Consider the following 20902-nt stretch of genomic DNA (forward strand, 5'->3'; position numbering starts at 1 on the left):
ATATGGATACACTCTGCATTGTATTCAATTAATATGTCAATTATAATCGCAACATCAAAAATTGAGGAGTTTACTATGCCGAATCAAGGCAAAATTATTAATGTTGTAAATCTTTGTCTAAAACAAAAAGGCAATATTGACTTCACATTGAATAAAAAAGGAGATTTCATTATCAAAATTGAAAAAACATTCCGTGCCGATGAATATAGTTATTATGAATTCTTACAAAGTGACGTCGAAAAAATATTAGATATTGGAACTAAACCATTAAGAAATGAATTTAATTTAGGACTCGTAACAGCTGAAGCACACTGGAAAGAAATTTTCAAAAAAATTACGGGCAATAATCGCTTCTATTCAATTTTTAGTAAAAACCATGCTATCACTTTATCTGTCGAAAACGGAAAATATATAGTTTACGATCCGAATTACAACAAAAAAACCAAAGAGCTTGAATCAATTGATGACTTAATCAAAGAAATTAAAGATTGCTTTGATTATAAAGACGATTCTTTTGGACTAGCCATTCGTGCATTTGCTCCTCCTGATGCAACTCCTGAACACTACCCTTCACATGACGAGTTACATCAAATTTCCATTGCAGGTCAGATCGATACAAATTCCAGTTTCTTTGCGGCTATAGCAAATGATATCGACACCCTCGAATATTTATTTAAGCAGAACAAAATCAATTATGACACACTAACAAAAGAATATTTTCGTCCTGAGTTTAACAATCTTTTAATACAACAACCAAAATCACCCATTCTAAAAAAAGCTGTTTTACAAGGAATTCAGTTCACTCTCTTTGTTGGAAACCTTAAAGAAGCAGAAAAGTTAATTGATCATTATCGCAAAACATACACTGCAGTTGAAGAACAAGAAGAGTTAAAAAATGAATTGCAGATGCTTCTGGATCGCTCAGTAAAACAACTTGTGCTACCTATGAAAAGGGAAGCAGATTACACCAAAATATTAAAGTTATTAGATCAATTAAATCTTACTCAAGAACATAAAAATCAAACGACTTATAATCATTTGCAACTTCTGACGTTTATTAAACAAGAAGTGGATTCTAATACAATAGACCAGTTTTTAAGTAAACTGTCGCCAGAACAAATAATAAAACAAATTCAATGTGCTGCTATCGCCAACCAACATCATGTTTTACATTTGTTATTCAAGCAATTAATAAATGCCAAAATTAACCCAAAATCATTTACTTCTATTTTTAACCAAGAGCTTATTCAAGCGATTAATGTGACCACTCTGAAAAAACTCTTTGAAAATGGCTTCATGGTTAATCTTCAGGATCCTGATTTGCTCGCTCAATGCATGCAGCGTGACGATAAAACCATTTTTGAAACTTATGCCCACGCATGGCTTGCACAATCAAATTCGACGCTTTGGGGACATGTCGAAAAACGTGAATACGATTTAATTGATCTAAGCACGCCGCTTGGCTCAATAACGCTACTCAATGCCCTTATTTTCCTGCGAAAAAATGAGCATGTTAAAAAAGCATGGAGAGATAATATTCCCGAAGAAATGCTCAAAAGTGCACTGACCATTGCCATATTGAATGGCAATAAAGAAATGAGTTTGTTTCTTCAGGAAAAACTGCAGTCCCAAAAAAGCCGCCTTGAACAAGACACCTTGGAATTCCTTTACACTAAAGGATTACAAGAAGAAGACTTATCTATTTTAGATACTCTTACTCAATTAAAGTTCAACGTGCTGCGTAAAACCGAGGATATACGTGCACTCTTCATGTTATGTTTTGATTATGAAGATTACGCAATCATCGAAAACTGTTTTGCAGATGCAAGCCCTAAAATAAAGAAACTCATTTTAGAATACAGTTTAAACTGGAATATTGCGCCTGTAATAACGATATGTGCTCAAAAGGCCCCTCAACTTTTTAATGAGTACCTCAATGCTTCGGCTACAAATACTAGAAATCTTGCCAAACTCAATCGAGTTATAACCAAGATTCCCTCCGATATTCTTTCATTGAACGCAGTGCCACAAGAACAAAAAAAACGAATCAAAGACTTATTCAAGAATAAGCTTCCATCTCTAGCAAAAACATTATTTAGCAAAGTAACCTGGGAAGAAGAGGAACTCGATGAATTCCTCAATGACTTAATCCAGGACAAAAATGAAAATGGAATTAAATTATTATTACAACTCGCGCCAACATTAAAGCAAAGACCAAAACTTATTGCCCTGCTGGCACAAAATAACCTGTTAATACCTTTAGACTTTTTACTCGATAGAGAAACAGTTGTAATTGATGATGAATTAACAGAACAAATTTTTACATCCGCATTAGTCAATAACAATAAAAATTTGGTTGCCCGATTTTTGAGTCAAGGAAGAATAACCCCTGAAACTCTTTTAAAACAACCTATTGTAGAATTACTTAAACAAGCAATAGAAAAAGGTAATGACTCTGTTTTAGCACCATTTATTGAGTCTAATCTTAATTTCGGATTAGATTTTAAAGAATTATTTCTTTTTAGTTGTGCTCAAAAGCAAACAAAAATAGCCAATCAGCTCCTTGCCAAAGAATTTACTCTGAGCACGATTGAAAGAAAATCTGCAATTCAACAATTATTTGGTGATCAACCTATTCCTGCTTTGTTTGATAGAATCTATGAACAAGGCTATGGTAGACTTTATCAATTATTATTAAAATCCAACGTCCCCAATCCTAGAGCTTCGCTTCTGAATTCAATTAAAAATCCAGAGCAAGATCCTTCAATCCAAAGCAGCACACTTTATTTAAATCTTTTAAAAAGAGCAGTTAAAGAAAAAAATGAGAAGATATTTAATACTTTGTTTAAGCAAAGTGATCTTCCAAGTGCTCCCAATAAGAGTATTCTAGATGCGTTAAAAGATCCTGTACTCTTTGCAAGTGTCTTCCCCTTATTTGAAAAGCAATACAGCCTGCAAATATTAATAACTGAAGCATTACAACAAAAAGAATGGGCGACACTAGGCAATCTTCTTGAAAATAAAAAATTGACCGACTTGGATGAGGACCTGCAACAGCCTATACAAGACCATGGTGCGGACATCATCAAGGCTTATATGGAGAATCTCGAAGCCCATTATGATAAAACCGACGTACGTCCTAAGCTGTTTCAACTTCTGAACAGTACAAATCCTCAAGTTCTTACTCAATTAGCACATCCATATAAAGAAGTAATTCAAAAAGCTCTGGAACGCGTTGAGCTCAAGATGCTGGAAGAGCAACTCGATTTAAACAATCAAATTTATCGTCATATTTTTGACAGTTTACCCTTGAAACAAGCATTGGAAGAACTTGCTAAAATATTTGCAGAATGTCAGAGGATTATTAATGAGCAGAACATTGATTTGGATCAGCCCATTGAAAATCTGGAAATAGCGAATCATCTGGCGCAAATAAAAATTATTATGGCTGGAAAAGATATTGACCCAGATTACTTGAGTGAAAGCAATTGTGCGCTTTTGGAAAAACTAATCGATAACCCTCGATTTAAACAGGTTTGTCAATTGGAATTTAAGCTTCATTGCTTGCTCAGACAATTTCAAAGACCGCTTTCGATGCAAAATGACGCCGTTGCTAATGAATTCCATACAACAATCAGATTACTTCGTGAAAGTTTAGCACGAGTAAACTTACCTGAGAATTTTGTTTTGCCTGAAATTCAACGCTTTTTCGCGCCTCAAGCAAAAGTGATTTCACCAGAACCAAAAGAAATGGAGAAAAAATCGTTACCTTCTAAAAAAGATACGAAACAATCGAATTTGGATAAATCGAATCTGGCTAAATTGAAAAAAAGCTGTACTGATGCAGTAAAAGATTATCTAAAACATCGTGACCAAACTTTAAGTTATTTTTCTTATTTTTTTGATTATTATCGTGGCCAAATTCGTGCCAAGCATTATAATAATTTGATTCAATCAGCTAAAACAAAACAAGAGTTGAATATTATCGAATATGCAATTTTAGCAAATAATAACACGACTCAATTGAAAAAGGATTTGATGTCAAAACTTCAAATTACAAATGAAAATACTGCCAGGAAGAAGCTCGAAGCCGTGATTCGAAAATCTTTTACTAAGGATGAGTTGCCCCATATAGATGCACTGATTGATTCAATCAATCAAAAAGTTAATGGGAATAATAGAATTCTAACTAAAACCTTATTTAAAGAGGAATTGGAATATTTAAATCAAATATGCAAGCCTCAACCTCAAGGTACCATGAAAAATTATTCGTTCTTTACTCCTGCAAAGCAAAGTCTAGTCACTGGATTTTGGCAATGGATTGTTAGCTGGCTTAGCAATGACAGCTCCTCTACCATTGAGCACAAATTATCAATGAGCAAATAATAACATAACCGCGCTTATAGCCTGGGTGAAATCAACAGGGAACCTGGGCTAAATACTTTTGTCCCTCTTTAGAAAACCTGGGTTTCTCTTCGCTTCAACCCACGGTACTTTTATTTTCGGAAATATAATGGATCAATCAGGACTTACGAAAAACTCCAAGATCGAGGCAAAAACTGTTTTAAATGAGGGAGTTTAGATAAACTAAATAACTGAATGAAAAAAATTTTTTTAACGAAAAGATTGGTTTTTTTCGTAAGTCCTGTCAATAAATTATGCTACGATTAGGCATTTTTTATTATGGTCATAATATAATGCAGGACGCACTAAAAAAAATCTTTCAAAAATATCCTCAAACAGAAGCTCCTTTTATGCATGAACAACTTGCAGAATGGAGTGTCACACGTCCATTGACTGGGTTACGAGTAGCTCATCATGTTCCTGTAGTAACCAATACTTTATTAAAAATAGCTTGCTTAATTGCAGCAGGAGCCGATGTCACCGTCACCAATCCTACAGAATTTTGTCATGCTCATCCACAGGCAGTATCCTCTTTAAAGGAGGCCAAAGTTCGTTATGTAGACGATCCACGCTCACTTGCTGGAGAACCATTTGATCTTTATTTTGATTGTGGCGGACAGCTTTATCAATTTCTTGGAAAGCCTAAAATTGGTGCAATCGAATTAACCGGTTCTGGGGATCAATTTTACCGACAGCAACTACTTAATTTTCCTGTGATTAGCGTGGATCGCACGATGACAAAACAACTCGAGACAGTTTTTGGGTGTGCTGAAAGCAGTCATGTGGCTCTGGTTCAATTGACAGGAGTCAATCTCGCTGAAACCTCATGGATTATTTTTGGTTTTGGGAAAATCGGCCGAGGACTCGCCTATTTTTGCACACAGAATAAAATTCCTGTAGTTGTTGTTGAGCCGACTGAACAACAACGAAATTTAGCCCAAAAGTTAGGTATCAAAGCAATCGCTCCTCAGGATTTCAGTGAGTTGGAACGTGCATTAATCGAAGTGAATGTTGTTGTTAGCGCAACAGGGAAAAAAGCAGTGATGAACGAATATCCTCACTCCTGGTTCAGCGGAAAAATTTTAGCTAACTTAGGAGTCTATGATGAGTTTGGTCCTCACTTTAGTGATGATGAGGTCTTAAATCATAAAATGCCAATCAATTTCGTACTCCATGATCCGACACCAATGAAATATATCGATCCGGAGTTTTATATTCATAACCTTGCTGCATTAATGCTTCTGAACGAAAAACTGACGCCTGGAGTGCATGGAATATCCTCAACTTTAGATAATCGTATTGTTCAGAATTGGTGTGCCCATCATTCATTTCCATTAGATGCAATTAATGCTTGGTTGCATTTATAGTATGGAGGTAATACAACGAGACCTGAGGTATTGGAACGTATTAGAACATCCACGTTTTCGTTACCCTGCCCCAAGCTGCTGCGATCAGCGCAAATTTAACTCAAGCTGCGCCTTAATTTTCAAAATAAATTTACACTCTCTCCATGATGCTATATATTTCGCCTTTTTTCTTGAAACAGATTAATGAATTTATTGCACCCAACACCTTCACACAGCTCCAAAAGAACCATTATATGGTTAGTCAGCGTATTCTTTCTTTTGTTTCAATTTTTCTTGCAATTATCATCAGGGATTATTATTGGCGCTATAATGCATGAGAAACAACTCACAGCATTCACTGCCGGTCTATTAAGTAGTGCTTTTTATTATGTTTATACCACAATGCAAATTCCCGTAGGTCTTCTTTTTGATCGATACAATACGCGAACTCTATTATCCTTAAACGCCTTACTGTGTGCCTTGGGTTGTTTGCTATTTTCTACTGGATACAACTTATTCGTGCTATTTCTTGGGCGTCTCATTATCGGTGGCGGCTCTGCTTTTGCGTTTGTAGGTATGACACGTGTGCTGCGCCAACATTATCCCCTAAGGCTATATGCGTTTATGATCGGGCTTACAGAAACTCTAGGATTTACTGTTACGGTATTGTGCATGATTGGAATGGGCTCCCAGATAAGTCGCATTAGCTGGCATTACTTTCTTGCAGGAAGCGGTATCATAGGTCTTTTAATTGCTTTTTTATGTTTGAATTTTATTCCAAGTAATAAACCTGTAATTACGGATCATCATCAGTATAAAAAACATTTGCTACTTATGCTAAAAAATAAATTAGTATGGATTAATGGATTATTTGTTGGTCTAGAGTTTTCGGTTATTACTGTTTTTGCTGCAATGTGGGCAGTTCCTTTCCTTCAGTTAAAATTAAACTGTTCTCTAGAAACTGCCAGTATACTTACATCCATGACTTTATTAGGAGCGGGTTTAAGTTGTCCTATTTACGGCTGGCTCTCAATTCATTTGTCTAAACGCAAACCACTTATTCATATTTCATGCTTATCAACTGCCATTTTATTTATTCTTGTTCTTTTCATACCCACACACGCTATTTTCCTCACTGGGGTACTTTTGTTTGCAATTGGGCTATGTTGCGGCGCGTATATGCTTGCATTTACCATCGCGAATGAACTAGCGCCACCTGAGTCGCTCTCTGCATGCACTGGGTTTACCAATACCTTAGCAATGGCTTCAGCCCCTCTTCTACAACCACTGGTAGGCTATTTACTGGATTACTCTAAAGGCGATACAAACCTCCATACCCTATATGATTATCAACTTACTCTATTAATTATTCCAGCTGCATTAATTATTGCCAGTGCACTGTCCCAATTTCTTCCTGAAAAAGAGAAGTAAGCTGCAAATAATTACTTTTCTCTTTTTCCCCTATTAATAAAACCTTAATAATCTATCTATAAAATAACAAATATTGCCCAGTATGTAGTTATTTTATATGGCGACTTCCAAAACAGATATCAGAAAACCTATCGGCCCTGCCCAAAAAGAAATAAGTTACTTCGTCGTATTTGGCGATAGCCTTTCTGACGGAAAAAACATGGGGGAAAAATTTTCTTTTCTAGGATCCTTTATAAATGGGCTCTGGGACAAAGAGCTAGGATTGGATAAGTCCCCCAAAGAACGCTTTACCAATGGTTATACCTGGGCAGACGTGCTGCGAGCGACCCTCATTAGCAAATTCATTAATGAGGATAAAATAAAGAAAGATACTGAACATCATTTTGGAAAATATAATCTTGACTCTGCGGATATCAGTGATGATATTCTTTATCAATCACCCTATCAGCGAAAGAGATACACTTCGAATGAAGTTGAGGCTGAATCAAATGAAGTGCAACGTAAAAAACATGCACAGGATAGAGATGAAGGCCATCTATTCGCGGCAAAACGAGAAAGCACTCCAGAAAACGAAAAAGAGCCAAGATATACACTTGATAATGCTGACTTAACTGATGCCGCAATCGCAGGTCGATACAGAAAAAATGTCCCGGATCCTCGCAAAGAAAAGAGGCTCACCAAAGCTCCACTGCAAGAATCCTCTGATGATATATCAGACAAATTGATATCAGATCCCCGTTATAGGCAATACGTTCAAGAATATTACTCTCTTGATAATGGCCGGACTGCGCAATTTAACGGTCGAAATTTCTTTGTAAATTATAGCCAGGGTGGTGCAACATCTTATGATTACAGCTGGAGTGTTGATTTTCTTTCCTTTTATTCCCTGCTTACATCGATAAAGCTTTTTTTCACCCGTTTGCTTGTATCCAACTTATCGAAGCAGGTAGCGCAATTCTTAGAAGATAATGAGAAACAGGAAGTTACTAAAGAACAAAAGGAAAAGACACTTATTACTATATTTTCCGGGGCAAATGATTTAATTACAGCAAATTCGGACCTAACAAAGGAAGCTGCTGATCGTGCGGTACAGAGTAACATTGATAATATTGAGAAATTAATTAAACAAGGTTATAAAAATTTTGTTTTATGTAATTTGCCCGATCTATCATTAACTCCACGTTTCCAGAATAAATCACCTGAGGAGTGTCAACACGCTCGAGAAATATCAAACTATTTCAATGCGCAATTAAGAACCAAATATCTGGAGCTGCAAACAAAACTAAATAAGAACCGTCCTGATTGCTCTATTGATCTTTTTAATATCAATCAAGTCTTTAGCACAGTTTATAATGATGTCCTTGATAAGGGCAAAGATTCAAAATACCATGAATATTTTGATAAAGACAAACTAAAAGAGCCCTACATAGATTCACCTGAATATAAAATAACCCCGGAGGGGACATCTCCAGGAGCGAAACATATGTTTTGGGATGATGTTCACCCAACTGCTACGATGCATGCCTTGTTAATGTCCGAATACTACAAAAGTCCGGAAGGTTTGGGTAAATATAAACTCTCGGCACCTCCAGAACAAAGTGCAGCCCAATTATGCAAACAATTTAAACAGAAATACCACGAAAAATTAGAACATGGCTGGTTTAGCTTTTTGAATTCAGATTCGAAACTTCCTATTGATTATAAAGATCCAGAAAAAGCTCTTATCACCATATTACGTTATGCTCTTGATGAAGAGAACGAAGATGCGGATTTCGTACGTGAAGCCATGAGCGATTTAGGTTGGTGGGTAAATGATGAGCCCAACATGTGCATCCCCGCGCTAACTGATGCTATGTGGATTGTAGATCCTAAACATGCGAAAAAACTGCAAGAACAATTAGACCCTCATCTAGCTAAACTTGATTCATCTGGAGTGATACTCAGCGCATTGAAGAATCCGGAATTGGAAGAACAGTCAGAGCCTCATCTGGCTAAATTTAATTCATCTGCAGTTGCTCCCAGCGCATTGAAGACTTCAAAAGATGATAAAAAGAATCATCCCCAAAAAATTCCTCCAGAACTGACTTTTGCTCCTGACGTAAAAGAACGATTGCAAAAGCTGCAAGATCGATGGGATAAAGAGAAAGAACAAAAGCTGGCTCAGGTAAACCAAGGGTCTTCAGTGCCCCAAACTGGATTCTAGAGAGCAGTTAAAGAACACCAATTAATATTTATCTACTATATTAATATGTAGAATTATCAAACTAAAACTGAGGTTTAGCTTCTCTTTAAAATTTGATGGGATCTACATGCAAGATGCTCGAATAGACAGTAAGAAAATAGAGAAAGTAATATTTGCCGAGCGCATAATGCTGCTTAATAAAAACTTATTATTAAGCATCCCTGCAAATTTTTTATGCTCATTAATAGTCTTTATTGGACTATATACAGTTATCAATCCAAAAACTCTTTTTGTATGGTTTCTGGCTACTCTATCCATTTTTGCATTACATGTAAGTGTATATATTTTTAATTCTTATCGTCCCTTATCATCAGAATACTATTTAAAATGGTTAATAAGTTTTGGTGCTATTTATGGTGCACTATGGGGAGTAGCAGGATCAGTGCTAATTCCTTATAACAATCTGTTAGATCAAATGCTGGTCATCATTATCATTATCGGAGTAGCATCTGGTGGACTTCATATTCTTCAGCCCAATCTTTTTGCAAGTCTTTTATTTTTTACTTTATCCATTCTTCCTCTAAGCTTTTGGCTTTTTTATCAAAATACACTGACCTATTGGTTACTTGGAGCCGCATTACTGATTTATTTTTGTTTTGTATCAATTGTATCTTCGATAGGATATGGGCTGCTTAATAAAAATTTTAAATTGCGTTATGAGAATTTAGATCTAATTGACGAGTTAATTAGAATAAATGCTGCATTGGAAGAAAGTGAGTCACGATTTCGTTCTGCATTTAATTCAGCAGCAATTGGTATGGCTATAGTTTCTTTGGAGGGGCGATGGCTAAAAGTCAATGAATCTCTTTGTCAGATTGTTGGATACTCAGAAAAGGAATTATTGAATACTGATTTTCAATCCATTACCTATCCAGAAGATTTAAAGCTGGATTTAAATTATATACGGCAATTATTGGCGGGGGAAATACGATTCTATCATATGGAGAAACGCTATATTCATAAAAATGGCGACATCATATGGATTTTACTTAGTGTTTCATTAATCCGAGATCCAGAGAATAAACCACTCCAATTTATTGCACAAATTCAAAATATTGATACTCAAAAACGAGCAGAGCAAGAACTTAAATATATTGCTCATCATGATGTTTTAACTGGTTTGGGAAATAGAAAGCAGTTGGAAATATCATTTAATCATGCATTAGCCTATGCGATACGTTACCAAAAACAAATTGCCATTTTATTTATGGACTTGGATTATTTTAAAAGAGTAAATGACAATTTGGGGCATGATATAGGAGATCTCTTATTAATAGAGATAGGAAAAAGGTTAAAAACTATTTTACGGTCTACTGATATACTTGTCAGGCAAGGTGGCGATGAATTCATTATCGCGCTCACTGAATTATCTAATGTAAGTTCCGTTGAAACTATAGCAAAAAAAATTCTTGATGCTGTTGCTAAAACTATAACCATAAAACGACATGACATTTCAATTACAGGCAGTATTGGCATAAGCCTATACCCAGCTGATGGCTGTGACTTAAACAGCTTAATCAAACAAGCTGATGAAGCATTGTATGCAGTGAAATCGACAGGAAAAAATAACTATCGATTATCCAGTGCTGCATTATTGTAAATAGCAAAAAATATCCGTTGCTTTGATCTCACTTCTTATCTATTTACCATTGTAATTATGGATAATTTATATAAAAAAAACCGGGCATCAAGCAATAAATAAATTGACTGTTTCTATTTTACAAAACATCCCACCCTCAGGCAGTTAACTTCTCCTTATTAATACCGAGTTCGCTTGGTTGATTTTTTAAAAATGATTGTTGCGTAACAAAACAAAAACCTTCACGACCGTCTTTAGAAAACCCTGCGACTGTATGTGATGATGGATCATTAGCCTTCAGAGTATTGATCAATTTTAAACTCAGCTTGGGTAAACCTATGCTCAGCATGCACAGATCATTATCTAAAGGTTTTATTGAAACAAATTGGGACATTTTTACTTTATTGCCCAATGGATCAAGCCAACCTGCTACAGCAGCACTAGTTGCATCTTTTTCTTTAAGATTTGCAGAGTAAAATCCATTATCATCAGTCAACCGACAGAAGGTTGTACTAATCTCATGAGTGTCTTTTTGATCGTTGTTTAATACCAATTTGCCAAACCAGGTTTTATTCCCTGTAACAAACTGCTCCTTATCATCGATACGTAAATGTCCATTAAGCTGGCTTGTCTGGAGCACCTGAAGTTTTACTCCTGGACGTAAGATCAAGGAGTCATTCACGTTATTCGCTTGTTTTAACATATCTACTTTGAAATTAAATCCTTTTTTATCTGCTGTTTTAACACCAAAAATCCAGCTGTCATTGATGGGATTGTAACGAATAAAGGAATAACCAACATGCCAATCAAGTGGTGTTGATTGCTCAATTTTTTCTTTATCTTCGTTAAAAAATACCAGTTGATTTGTTTGTCCATCAATTAAAGCTGCTTTAGTATGGAACTCTGAACCCTGGCGATGCATTTCAAAAAAATAGCCGTATTTATCCCCACTTTCATTTTTTACCATACCAGAAAAAGTCCAACTACCTGTAGTTGAATCGATAGATTGTACAAGTTGCGGCACTGGTTCAATTTCAGTCGCAAATAATCCTGAACTAACGTGGAACATAATTAAAAATAAAAAACAGCGAATCCAAGCAAACATAATCAGCAATAACCTTTTAACTGTTGATGTAACCACAATGCGTCCCAAAATGCATCATCCAATACAGCCTCTACGGGTAAATAATGCATGTTATCCGAGCTGAATGCTCGGCATTTCACTGCATCTTTTTCCGTCATAATAATAAGTGATTTCGAAGAATTCAAATCATCTGGCTTAAACTGATAATGATCAGGATAAGAACAGGTATCGAATTCTATCCCTAATTGCAGCAAAGTGGAATAAAAACGTTGGGGATTACCTATCGCAGCAATCGCCTCCCATTTTTCATTTAATTTCTGAGGTTCAATTTCCTCATCTGTACTTAATTTTTTAATTGTTCCAGGCCTCAATACCATTGGATATGCATTAGACCTCTTTTGAAACGCTACTGCAGAGTGGGCTTGTTTCATCGATACTGAATCCGAATCCTCATGCCACTTACCTTCATTTACCACAATAAAATCAACCTGTTCTAGACGTGCAGCAGACTCTCTTAGTGGGCCTGCCGGCAAACAAAGGCCATTACCTAATCCTCGAGTTCCATCAATAACAGCAATTTCAATAGCTCGTCCCATACGGTAATGTTGTAATCCATCATCGCTTATAATGATTTGGCTTTGATGCTTTTCTAAAAGATAACGAACCGCCTCGGTTCGTTTCGGTGCAATCACTACAGGACATTTGGTTTTTTGTGCCAACAGTAAAGGCTCATCTCCAACTTTTAGAGCAGAATCATTTACATGTACTTCATAGGGAAAATGCTTCGTTGCTGCACCATAACCACGGCTAACAATACCAACTCGCAATCCTTTTTGTTGTATTCTTTTGGTCAACTCAATAACTAAAGGAGTTTTTCCCACTCCTCCAACCGTTATATTACCAACAACAATCAGAGGAACTGGGCAATTTATTTGACTAAAACGTTGCAAAAAATAGCGCCTGACTGAAACTACAGCAAAATATCCCCAAGACAAAGGGCGCAACACCCATTGAAGTGGATGATCTTTTCCATACCATAATTTATCCAGGAAAGCAGACATCAGGCTACCACATCCTCACGAATCATATCTATGTGCTGCATTCCTTGAAGTTGTGCATAATAGCCTTGTAAATCAAGTAGTTCCTGATGGGTACCTTGCTCTACTATACATCCGTGTTGCATCACTATAATTTTATCCGCATGCTTAATCGTCGATAAACGATGCGCAATAACAAGTGTAGTGCGATTTTTCATCACTTGATCCAAAGCGATTTGGATGTATCGCTCGGACTCACTATCCAAAGCAGATGTTGCTTCATCAAGAATTAAAATAGGTGCATCCTTTAAAATAGCACGCGCAATAGCTATTCTTTGTCGCTGACCACCCGAGAGTAATACTCCATTTTCACCAATACGCGTATCATAACCCTCTGGAAAACGGCTAATAAATTCGTCAGCAAAAGCCATTTTGGCAGCTTGAATAATTTGTTGCCGGCTCACATCCGAACGACCGTATGCTATATTATTGGCTAAAGTGTCATTAAATAATGTCACATTCTGACTCACTAAAGCCATTTGCTCACGCAAACTAGCCAAGCTTATTTGATTAATAGGTGTATTATCCAGAGTAATAACACCTTGAGTCACTTCGTAAAAGCGAGGCAATAAACTGGCAATCGTTGTTTTGCCACTTCCAGAATGACCTACCAATGCTACCGTTTTACCTGCTTCAACAGTGAAACTTACATCATGTAATATGCGCTCCCCTTGTCGGTAAGCATAAGAGACATGTTTAAACTCCAGAGCGCCCTGTGATCTTTGCGACAAAACGATCCCTTGTTCTTGCTCAATGGGTAGATCCAACATGGAGAAAACACTTTCAGCACCAGCTAGACCTTTTTGTATTACGGCATTCAAGGTCGTTAGGGTTTTCATCGGTTTAATTAACTGAATCATTGCAGCAATAATTGCTAAAAAAGAACCGGCAGAAATAATCACTACTGTAGACAATTGAATTGCTGCTGCAATGATTGCTGCAATACCTATCGCAATAACAATTTGCACTCCAGACACATTAATCGCCTTGCTTGTAGCAACTTTCATATCGTTTTGGCGTGAACGCTCTATGGCTTTACAGAATTTTCCAGATTCATAAGCAGCCCCTCCAAAAATACGCACTACTTTATAACCTTCAATTGCTTCGCTGGCAATTTCAGTAACCTCTCCCATAGTTTTTTGTACTTTATGACTTATTCGTCGTACGCGTTTATTTGTATAGTTCACAATTAAGCCAACAAAGGGAATAGTTAACAGAAACATGAGTGATAACTGCCAGCAAATGACCATCATCACAGTGAGAAAACCTATAATTAAACAAATATTTTGGACAATATCTGTTAAAGCATCTGCGCTAACCTGCGCTACTTGCTCCACGTCATACAATATTTTGGAAAGCATTTGTCCTGAAGTTGCTTCGTCATAAAAATCAGCAGGCAGACGAAGAATATGATTAAAAACTTTTTCCCTTAATACTTTAACTACTGAGCGGGCAACCCAAGTCATACAATAACTGCCCAATGAACTAACAAGTCCTCTCAAGGTAATTCCGATTAAAACGATATAAGGAATTTTCTTAATAAAATCCATATCGACATTAATAAAGCTTTTATCAAAAAAAGGACGCATCATGTATGTAAAACCAGCGTCAATCAAGGAATACAAAATGTTGGCAAATATACCTAATGCCAGTATGGGCCAAAATGGTTTCACATATGCAAGCAAACGTTTGTATAAAATGCTGGTTTTAACAGAAAGTTTCTTCTTCATGACTCAAGTAACACAATCGAAACATGGGCTATTGTAACTGTTATTACAGGGAAGTGCTAATATTGCTTAAAATTCAAAGTGGCCTGAGTACTGCATCGCGTCCCCTTGTTATAAGTAAGTTATTTCTATCCGAAAACCTGATTCTGCTGCGCCAGCTACAAAATTGAATGGGATTCATGTCATTCCAAAGTCATTTTGATGCGGGTATAAGCACAATGGAAACCTATTTTTTGTACGTTACAATCAGAAACACTCCCTGGCTCTGTAGTAACCGTTGCCCAAGACACCCCTTGCTGTTTTGCCCTATTCAATCGGACTTTTAGTAATTTTTTTTGTAATCCTTTCTCTCGAAAAGCAGGCAAAGTGCTCGTCACCCCTAAATCACAGAAATCGCCGTGAATGGCAATCGAAGCACCAGCTACAATTACATCGTTATCAAAAACAGCATAGGCACTAACTCCTTTAGATTGGGCATAACGAGAAAATTGATCCTCAGCTTCAGGAGCATCAAAACCTAAGGCAACCTTTTTGGCCCATTCATTCAGTTCATGCGGCTTTATTTCTTTAATGGTTAAGGGATCTGCAGCACCGTCATTAGGCTGATATGTGTTTAAATCCAATATTGAGACATTGTTTAATTCACTGATGCAATAACCACGCTGGCTTAAAAATATTGTAAGTTCATTTCCCACAAAAGGACATAATTCAATATCTACACGAGTATGGTTTAATGTTTTATAAAAATGTTCTATTTGCTCTATTTCAGACTGAAAATGCGCACGTTTTGTGGCAAATCCCCACCCTACTACTTGTGACAAATATGAATCAGTCCCTGAAAAACAAGCAGCGCCTCCATTAAGTTCCAATATTTTTCCTTGTGGATATTGCTTGGTTACTTCTATATGGGTTTGCTTGATACACGATTCCATTTGCCAAGCCAGATCTTTAGTAATGCATTTCATCTTAGATATCCTAAGCAAATCGTGGTAAAAATGAAGAAGAGATCATAACTGGATACCATTTACTGTTTCATTTTAATCCTTTTGACAATTCGTATATCAAACCCGGTCCTTGGTAAATCAAACCAGTATACACTTGGATTAATGAAGCACCAGCATCCAACTTAGCCTGCGCACTGTCACAATTGTCGATGCCTCCTACTCCGATCAAGCTAACATCATCACCAACATATTGTTTTAGCAAACGCAGACACTGGGTAGAAAGCTCCCATAGAGGTTTACCACTTAACCCTCCAGTTTCCTGAGCATGGGATAAATGACTCACTCCAGTCCGAGAACAGGTTGTATTCGTCGCAATAATTCCTTCAATACCATACTGCAAAATCACTTCCGTCATCTGTTTTAATGTTTCTAAATCTTCATCTGGAGATACTTTAACTACTAAAGGCACATGGCGTTGAAATTTATCTGACAATTTAATTTGTTCAGCCTGTATTTGCGACAATAAGTTGGCAAAATATTCTTTTTGCTGTAACTGGCGCAAATCGGGGGTATTCGGTGAAGAAATATTAATGGTCACATATGAGGCATACTCATATACTTTACCCAGACAATGAATGTAATCATCTGCAGCATGTTCCAACGAAGTATCTTTATTTTTGCCGATATTAATACCCAAGATTCCTTTGTAACGTGCCTTTTTTACATTCCCTACCAAGGCATCAACCCCGTGATTATTAAACCCCATACGATTAATAATCGCGTGAGCCGCTGGCAAACGAAATAATCGCGGCTTAGGATTACCGATTTGTGGTCTTGGCGTAACAGTACCTACTTCAATAAAGGAAAAACCCAGTTTGGCTAATGCGTCTAAATGCTCTCCATTTTTATCCAAACCTGCCGCCAAACCGACAACATGTGGAAATTGTAGTCCCAAAGCTTCAGTAGGTTTAGGCTTTACCTTTTTAAAACAAAACTTGGGTACATAATGCAAAGCAGACAAACTAAAAGTATGCGCACTTTCAGGATCCATACTAAAAAGTATGGGACGTAACATCGAATACATAAAAAACCTTGTGACCTGGGTGAAGCGAAGCGAAACCCCGGGTTTGGGTTAATTCAGAACACCTGGGTTTCGCTTCGCTTCACCCAGGCTGCATTAATTAAATATCACATTTCTGTGCCCAAACTCGCAACATAGCGCTTTCAGACTTATGCAAATGATAATCGACTTCTCTAATTTCTACGCCATAACCTTCTTTTTGCAGCTCCAACAATACAGGGCCTAAAAACTCAGAGGTTTTTCCTTCCGTATCATTTAAGGGAAAAATTCTTACTTCCTTCGCTACTCTTGCTAATTCACGAATTACATTTAAATGGAATTCGACAGTCTGATCTTCCAAATCTGCAAATAAGTAATTTGTACTTAATGCAAAATCAAAAGAGAAATCGGGATAAGGTAAATGATAATCTGCTGCACCATAATATCGTCCTTCAGCCTTGCCTTGCTCATAATCTGCAAAAAATTTTTTCATTCCATTTTGTCGATGCTCAAGCAGCTGCTCTAAACCTCCAAAGCGACTGAAATCAAATTGATCGTGTTGCTTATGAACTTCATCTGCCATTTGTGCAAAAATCATAATCGCCTTGGAGGATAAGGTATCTTTATCCAAAACAAACAAAGGATCACAACTTACTGCTTGATGCGCTTCTTGAAACTGTTGAGCGTTTACTGCACTGGGACCACATCCATATTCCAATATCTTTGAATTCATATCCTCTTGAGACAAATCAAACATCTCACGATACTCATCAACACTATGTCCCCAGAGTACTAATTTACGCATGAATGACTCTCCTAAATAGATAAAACTAAACGCTGAAACTTTGGCTGTAACTACCTTTGAAAGCTCAGTAGTTTTTCCATTGGCCTAAGATTAGGCGATTTTTTAAATCAGGTAAAGGAGCATTTAAAAAACACTCCTATTCTGCAAACTCAATAACAAAATAAATAATATCTAATAGCTTCCCACTTTAACTTAGATCATGCAGTGCAATCCCCTAAAAGCTCATTTCACCAAGGGTTATTTGAATTGGTTCATCAAATCATTTCTTTAACTTTTTCAATAGGAAAAAAGATCTGAGAAATTCTATTTGCATCTTCAACTTGATTGGGTATAGTCTAACACATTTATAAAAATCAACAGACTACACACTCTGCATTAACATAAACCAAGTTTTAGCAGTCATTTAAAACTTGCAACAGATTAGTAGTTACAACAACAGGAAGTCAGCTATGTACACAGGACCGAACTATCAACTCGGTGAAACTTACGACATGTTGCGCGACAGTGTCTACCAATTTGCTCGTGCTGAAATTGCTCCACTTGCTGCTCAAATTGACGAAAGTAATGCTTTTCCCAATCATTTATGGCGAAAACTAGGTGAAATGGGATTATTGGGAATTACTGCCAGTGAAGAATATGGTGGTGCCAATATGGGCTATCTTGCCCACGTCATCGCAATGGAAGAAATTTCGCGGGCGTCTGCCTCTATAGGCCTGAGTTACGGTGCTCACTCCAATTTATGCGTCAATCAAATCAATTTAAATGGTAATCATTCGCAAAAACAAAAATATCTGCCTAAACTCATTAGTGGAGAATATGTTGGCGCTCTCGCTATGAGTGAATCCAACTCAGGATCTGATGTAGTCAGTATGCAATTACATGCTCGTCCAGCAGGCGATAAGTATATTCTCAACGGCACCAAAATGTGGATCACCAACGGGCCTGATGCCGATGTTCTGGTCGTTTATGCCAAAACAGACAAACAGGCTGCGAGTAAAGGAATCACTGCTTTTCTGATTGAAAAAGGTATGCCCGGCTTTAAAACCGCTCAAAAACTCGACAAGCTAGGAATGCGCGGCTCAAATACCTGTGAATTGGTATTTGAACAATGTGAAGTCCCTGCTGAACAAGTTTTGGGTGAAGTGAATCAAGGTGTTAAAGTATTAATGAGTGGGCTTGATTATGAGCGTACTATTTTGGCCGCAGGTCCAGTAGGAATTATGCAGGCCTGTATGGATGTTGTTTTACCTTATGTACATGAACGTAAACAATTTGAACAACCCATAGGTGAATTTCAATTCATCCAAGGTAAATTAGCAGATATGTACACTGACCTGGGTGCCTCAAGGGCCTATTTATATGCCATCGCCCGAGCTTGTGATGAAGGTAAAGTCAGTCGCAAAGATGCTGCAAGCGTGATCTTATATACGGCTGAAAGAGCAACACAAATGGCATTGCAAGCAATTCAAATTCTTGGTGGTAATGGATATATTAATGAGTATCCTACAGGACGTTTACTGCGTGATGCAAAATTGTATGAAATAGGGGCTGGTACTTCTGAAATCAGAAGAATGCTTATTGGACGAGAACTTTTTAAAGAAACAGCATAAGGAAGAATGAAAATGGAACAGAATGACATAGTAATCGTTGCGGCAAAAAGAACACCCATGGGAGCCATGTTAGGCAATTTATCCGCTCTTTCAGCTCCAGAGTTAGGCGCAATTGCACATATGGCTGCCCTGTCTCAAGCCGGAATTAGCCCAGCAGAAATAGATGAAGTAATCAGTGGTTGTGTTTTATCAGCCGGGATTGGTCAGGCTCCCGCACGACAAGCAGCAATTAAAGCTGGATTACCTAATTCTTCAGGAGCAACCACAATCAACAAAATGTGTGGCTCAGGAATGAAAGCCGTAATGCTCGCTCATGACTTAATTCGAGCAGGGACTGCCAATATTGTTCTTGCAAGCGGTATGGAAAGCATGAGTAATGCACCTTATCTTTTGAGTAAAGCACGCTCAGGATACCGGTTAGGACACGGAGAGTTAAAAGATCATATGTTCCTCGATGGATTAGAAGATGCCTATGACAGAGGGAAATTAATGGGCGTCTTTGCAGAAGCTACAGCCAGTCACTTTCATTTTAGCAGAGAGCAACAAGATGAGTTTGCTACTCGCTCCATGAGTAGAGCATTACAAGCAATAGAAAGTGGTGCCTTTAAGGATGAGATTGTTCCAGTAACTATTAATACACGTAAAGGTGATATTACAGTAAATGTAGATGAAGGTCCTGATGCAGCAAAAATGTCCAAGATACCCCAATTAAAACCTGCTTTTAAAGCAGACGGAACCGTTACTGCAGCTAATTCAAGCTCTATTTCTGATGGTGCAGCAAGTCTGATTTTAATGAGTGCTGGACAAGCAGAAAAACGCGGCATCACACCAATTGCTCGCATCGTTGCACATGCCAGCCATTCGCAAGCGCCTGAGTGGTTTACCACAGCTCCTGTGGATGCGATTCGCAAAGTGATGAATAAAGCATCATGGAAACAAAATGATGTGGATCTTTATGAAATAAACGAAGCATTTGCGGTAGTAACAATGGCTGCTATGACACAACTTGAGTTAAACCCAGAACAAGTTAATATTCATGGTGGAGCTTGTGCCTTGGGTCATCCTATCGGTGCATCTGGTGCGCGTATTTTGGTTACTCTAATACATGCATTAAAGCATCAGGGTAAAAAACGTGGGGTCGCTTCATTATGTATTGGTGGTGGTGAAGCAACTGCAATGGCAATTGAATTAATTTAAAACAAAACGTCCCCTACCCCATTCTATGGGAGAGGGGATCTTTAATAAAAAAGGATGTTCATGCTACGACACAGTCTTATCTACCTGCTAATGAGTATTTTAGTAGTTCTATTTGCGAAATATGCTCATCTTATTATTGTCTATGTTGATGTATTTTTTACCTATGTTAATTTGAAATTAACTCCTATATTCAGCCAAACGGGCTGGGGGCTTGTTATCCGAAAAATTCTCGTTCTTGTCCTGTTGCCTCTAATAATTACCGCCATTCCTGCACTTGCTTATAGGCTTATAAAAGGTGGGGATATGCCACACTTTATTGCCGTAACCTGGATTATTTGGACAATCATCGTTTTAAGCGATATTTTGGTGCGATGAG

The 20902-nt window shown here is 37.3% G+C and carries 14 protein-coding genes; 8 read left to right on the top strand and 6 right to left on the bottom strand.

The window, feature by feature from the left end; all coding sequences use genetic code 11:
• The first annotated feature begins 75 nt into the window (after positions 1 to 75).
• The 5 genes from DGG96_RS06495 (at position 76) to DGG96_RS06515 (ending at position 11023) form a co-directional block, all read left to right on the top strand.
• Positions 76 to 4386 (top strand): hypothetical protein, encoded by a 4311-nt coding sequence (locus DGG96_RS06495; protein WP_110142063.1) that lies wholly within the window; start codon positions 76 to 78, stop codon positions 4384 to 4386.
• Positions 4387 to 4697: 311 nt separating this feature from the next.
• Positions 4698 to 5771: a Rossmann-fold NAD(P)-binding domain-containing protein gene (locus DGG96_RS06500; RefSeq protein ID WP_110141567.1), complete on the top strand. Its 1074-nt coding sequence runs from the start codon at positions 4698 to 4700 to the stop codon at positions 5769 to 5771.
• A 183-nt stretch (positions 5772 to 5954) separates the two neighbouring features.
• The gene (locus tag DGG96_RS06505; protein ID WP_110141480.1) at positions 5955 to 7181 is read left to right on the top strand and encodes an MFS transporter; all 1227 of its coding nucleotides are present in this window, start codon (positions 5955 to 5957) and stop codon (positions 7179 to 7181) included.
• A 97-nt stretch (positions 7182 to 7278) separates the two neighbouring features.
• Positions 7279 to 9384, top strand: a complete 2106-nt coding sequence (locus tag DGG96_RS06510; RefSeq protein WP_110141479.1) for an SGNH/GDSL hydrolase family protein — start codon at positions 7279 to 7281, stop codon at positions 9382 to 9384.
• A 106-nt stretch (positions 9385 to 9490) separates the two neighbouring features.
• Positions 9491 to 11023 (top strand): GGDEF domain-containing protein, encoded by a 1533-nt coding sequence (locus tag DGG96_RS06515; protein WP_110141478.1) that lies wholly within the window; start codon positions 9491 to 9493, stop codon positions 11021 to 11023.
• A 136-nt stretch (positions 11024 to 11159) separates the two neighbouring features.
• Here the strand turns inward: DGG96_RS06515 and DGG96_RS06520 are convergent, their stop codons facing one another.
• From DGG96_RS06520 to DGG96_RS06545, 6 genes are all read right to left on the bottom strand, one after another.
• Positions 11160 to 12107 (bottom strand): hypothetical protein, encoded by a 948-nt coding sequence (locus DGG96_RS06520; RefSeq protein WP_110141477.1) that lies wholly within the window; start codon positions 12105 to 12107, stop codon positions 11160 to 11162.
• A gap of 2 nt (positions 12108 to 12109) precedes the next feature.
• On the bottom strand, positions 12110 to 13147 hold the full coding sequence (gene lpxK / locus DGG96_RS06525; protein WP_110141476.1) for a tetraacyldisaccharide 4'-kinase: 1038 nt from the start codon (positions 13145 to 13147) through the stop codon (positions 12110 to 12112).
• Positions 13147 to 14913 carry a lipid A export permease/ATP-binding protein MsbA gene (msbA, locus tag DGG96_RS06530; RefSeq protein WP_110141475.1) on the bottom strand — a complete coding sequence of 589 codons (1767 nt, stop codon included), beginning with the start codon at positions 14911 to 14913 and terminating at the stop codon, positions 13147 to 13149. Before msbA ends, lpxK begins: the two co-directional genes overlap by 1 nt.
• 179 nt (positions 14914 to 15092) lie before the next feature.
• Positions 15093 to 15875 carry a GNAT family N-acetyltransferase gene (locus tag DGG96_RS06535; protein ID WP_110141474.1) on the bottom strand — a complete coding sequence of 261 codons (783 nt, stop codon included), beginning with the start codon at positions 15873 to 15875 and terminating at the stop codon, positions 15093 to 15095.
• A 67-nt stretch (positions 15876 to 15942) separates the two neighbouring features.
• A complete protein-coding gene (locus DGG96_RS06540) occupies positions 15943 to 16938 on the bottom strand; it encodes a quinone-dependent dihydroorotate dehydrogenase (protein ID WP_110141473.1) in 996 nt (331 codons plus the stop codon).
• Positions 16939 to 17035: 97 nt separating this feature from the next.
• Positions 17036 to 17719: a hypothetical protein gene (locus tag DGG96_RS06545; RefSeq protein ID WP_110141472.1), complete on the bottom strand. Its 684-nt coding sequence runs from the start codon at positions 17717 to 17719 to the stop codon at positions 17036 to 17038.
• 449 nt (positions 17720 to 18168) lie between these two features.
• Here DGG96_RS06545 and DGG96_RS06550 point away from each other — a divergent pair, with 449 nt between their 5' ends.
• The 3 genes from DGG96_RS06550 to DGG96_RS06560 are packed head-to-tail and all read left to right on the top strand — an operon-like array spanning position 18169 to position 20901.
• A complete protein-coding gene (locus tag DGG96_RS06550; RefSeq protein WP_110141471.1) occupies positions 18169 to 19329 on the top strand; it encodes an isovaleryl-CoA dehydrogenase in 1161 nt (386 codons plus the stop codon).
• A gap of 12 nt (positions 19330 to 19341) precedes the next feature.
• Positions 19342 to 20526: an acetyl-CoA C-acyltransferase gene (locus DGG96_RS06555; protein ID WP_110141470.1), complete on the top strand. Its 1185-nt coding sequence runs from the start codon at positions 19342 to 19344 to the stop codon at positions 20524 to 20526.
• Between the two features lie 60 nt (positions 20527 to 20586).
• Complete coding sequence (locus tag DGG96_RS06560) at positions 20587 to 20901, top strand: hypothetical protein (protein ID WP_165831568.1); 315 nt, start codon at positions 20587 to 20589, stop codon at positions 20899 to 20901.
• The last annotated feature ends 1 nt before the right edge of the window (position 20902 follow it).

This window comes from Legionella qingyii (genome assembly GCF_003184185.1).

What these genes read in the sequence shown, in the direction of transcription:
- DGG96_RS06520 (WP_110141477.1), bottom strand. Translation starts at nt 12,107, where the DNA reads ATGTTTGCTTGGATTCGCTGTTTTTTATTTTTAATTATGTTCCACGTT.
- DGG96_RS06515 (WP_110141478.1), top strand. Translation starts at nt 9,491, where the DNA reads ATGCAAGATGCTCGAATAGACAGTAAGAAAATAGAGAAAGTAATATTT.
- msbA (WP_110141475.1), bottom strand. Translation starts at nt 14,913, where the DNA reads ATGAAGAAGAAACTTTCTGTTAAAACCAGCATTTTATACAAACGTTTG.
- DGG96_RS06550 (WP_110141471.1), top strand. Translation starts at nt 18,169, where the DNA reads ATGTACACAGGACCGAACTATCAACTCGGTGAAACTTACGACATGTTG.
- DGG96_RS06495 (WP_110142063.1), top strand. Translation starts at nt 76, where the DNA reads ATGCCGAATCAAGGCAAAATTATTAATGTTGTAAATCTTTGTCTAAAA.
- DGG96_RS06560 (WP_165831568.1), top strand. Translation starts at nt 20,587, where the DNA reads ATGCTACGACACAGTCTTATCTACCTGCTAATGAGTATTTTAGTAGTT.
- DGG96_RS06505 (WP_110141480.1), top strand. Translation starts at nt 5,955, where the DNA reads ATGAATTTATTGCACCCAACACCTTCACACAGCTCCAAAAGAACCATT.
- DGG96_RS06510 (WP_110141479.1), top strand. Translation starts at nt 7,279, where the DNA reads ATGGCGACTTCCAAAACAGATATCAGAAAACCTATCGGCCCTGCCCAA.
- DGG96_RS06500 (WP_110141567.1), top strand. Translation starts at nt 4,698, where the DNA reads ATGCAGGACGCACTAAAAAAAATCTTTCAAAAATATCCTCAAACAGAA.
- DGG96_RS06545 (WP_110141472.1), bottom strand. Translation starts at nt 17,719, where the DNA reads ATGCGTAAATTAGTACTCTGGGGACATAGTGTTGATGAGTATCGTGAG.
- DGG96_RS06535 (WP_110141474.1), bottom strand. Translation starts at nt 15,875, where the DNA reads ATGAAATGCATTACTAAAGATCTGGCTTGGCAAATGGAATCGTGTATC.
- DGG96_RS06540 (WP_110141473.1), bottom strand. Translation starts at nt 16,938, where the DNA reads ATGTATTCGATGTTACGTCCCATACTTTTTAGTATGGATCCTGAAAGT.
- lpxK (WP_110141476.1), bottom strand. Translation starts at nt 13,147, where the DNA reads ATGTCTGCTTTCCTGGATAAATTATGGTATGGAAAAGATCATCCACTT.
- DGG96_RS06555 (WP_110141470.1), top strand. Translation starts at nt 19,342, where the DNA reads ATGGAACAGAATGACATAGTAATCGTTGCGGCAAAAAGAACACCCATG.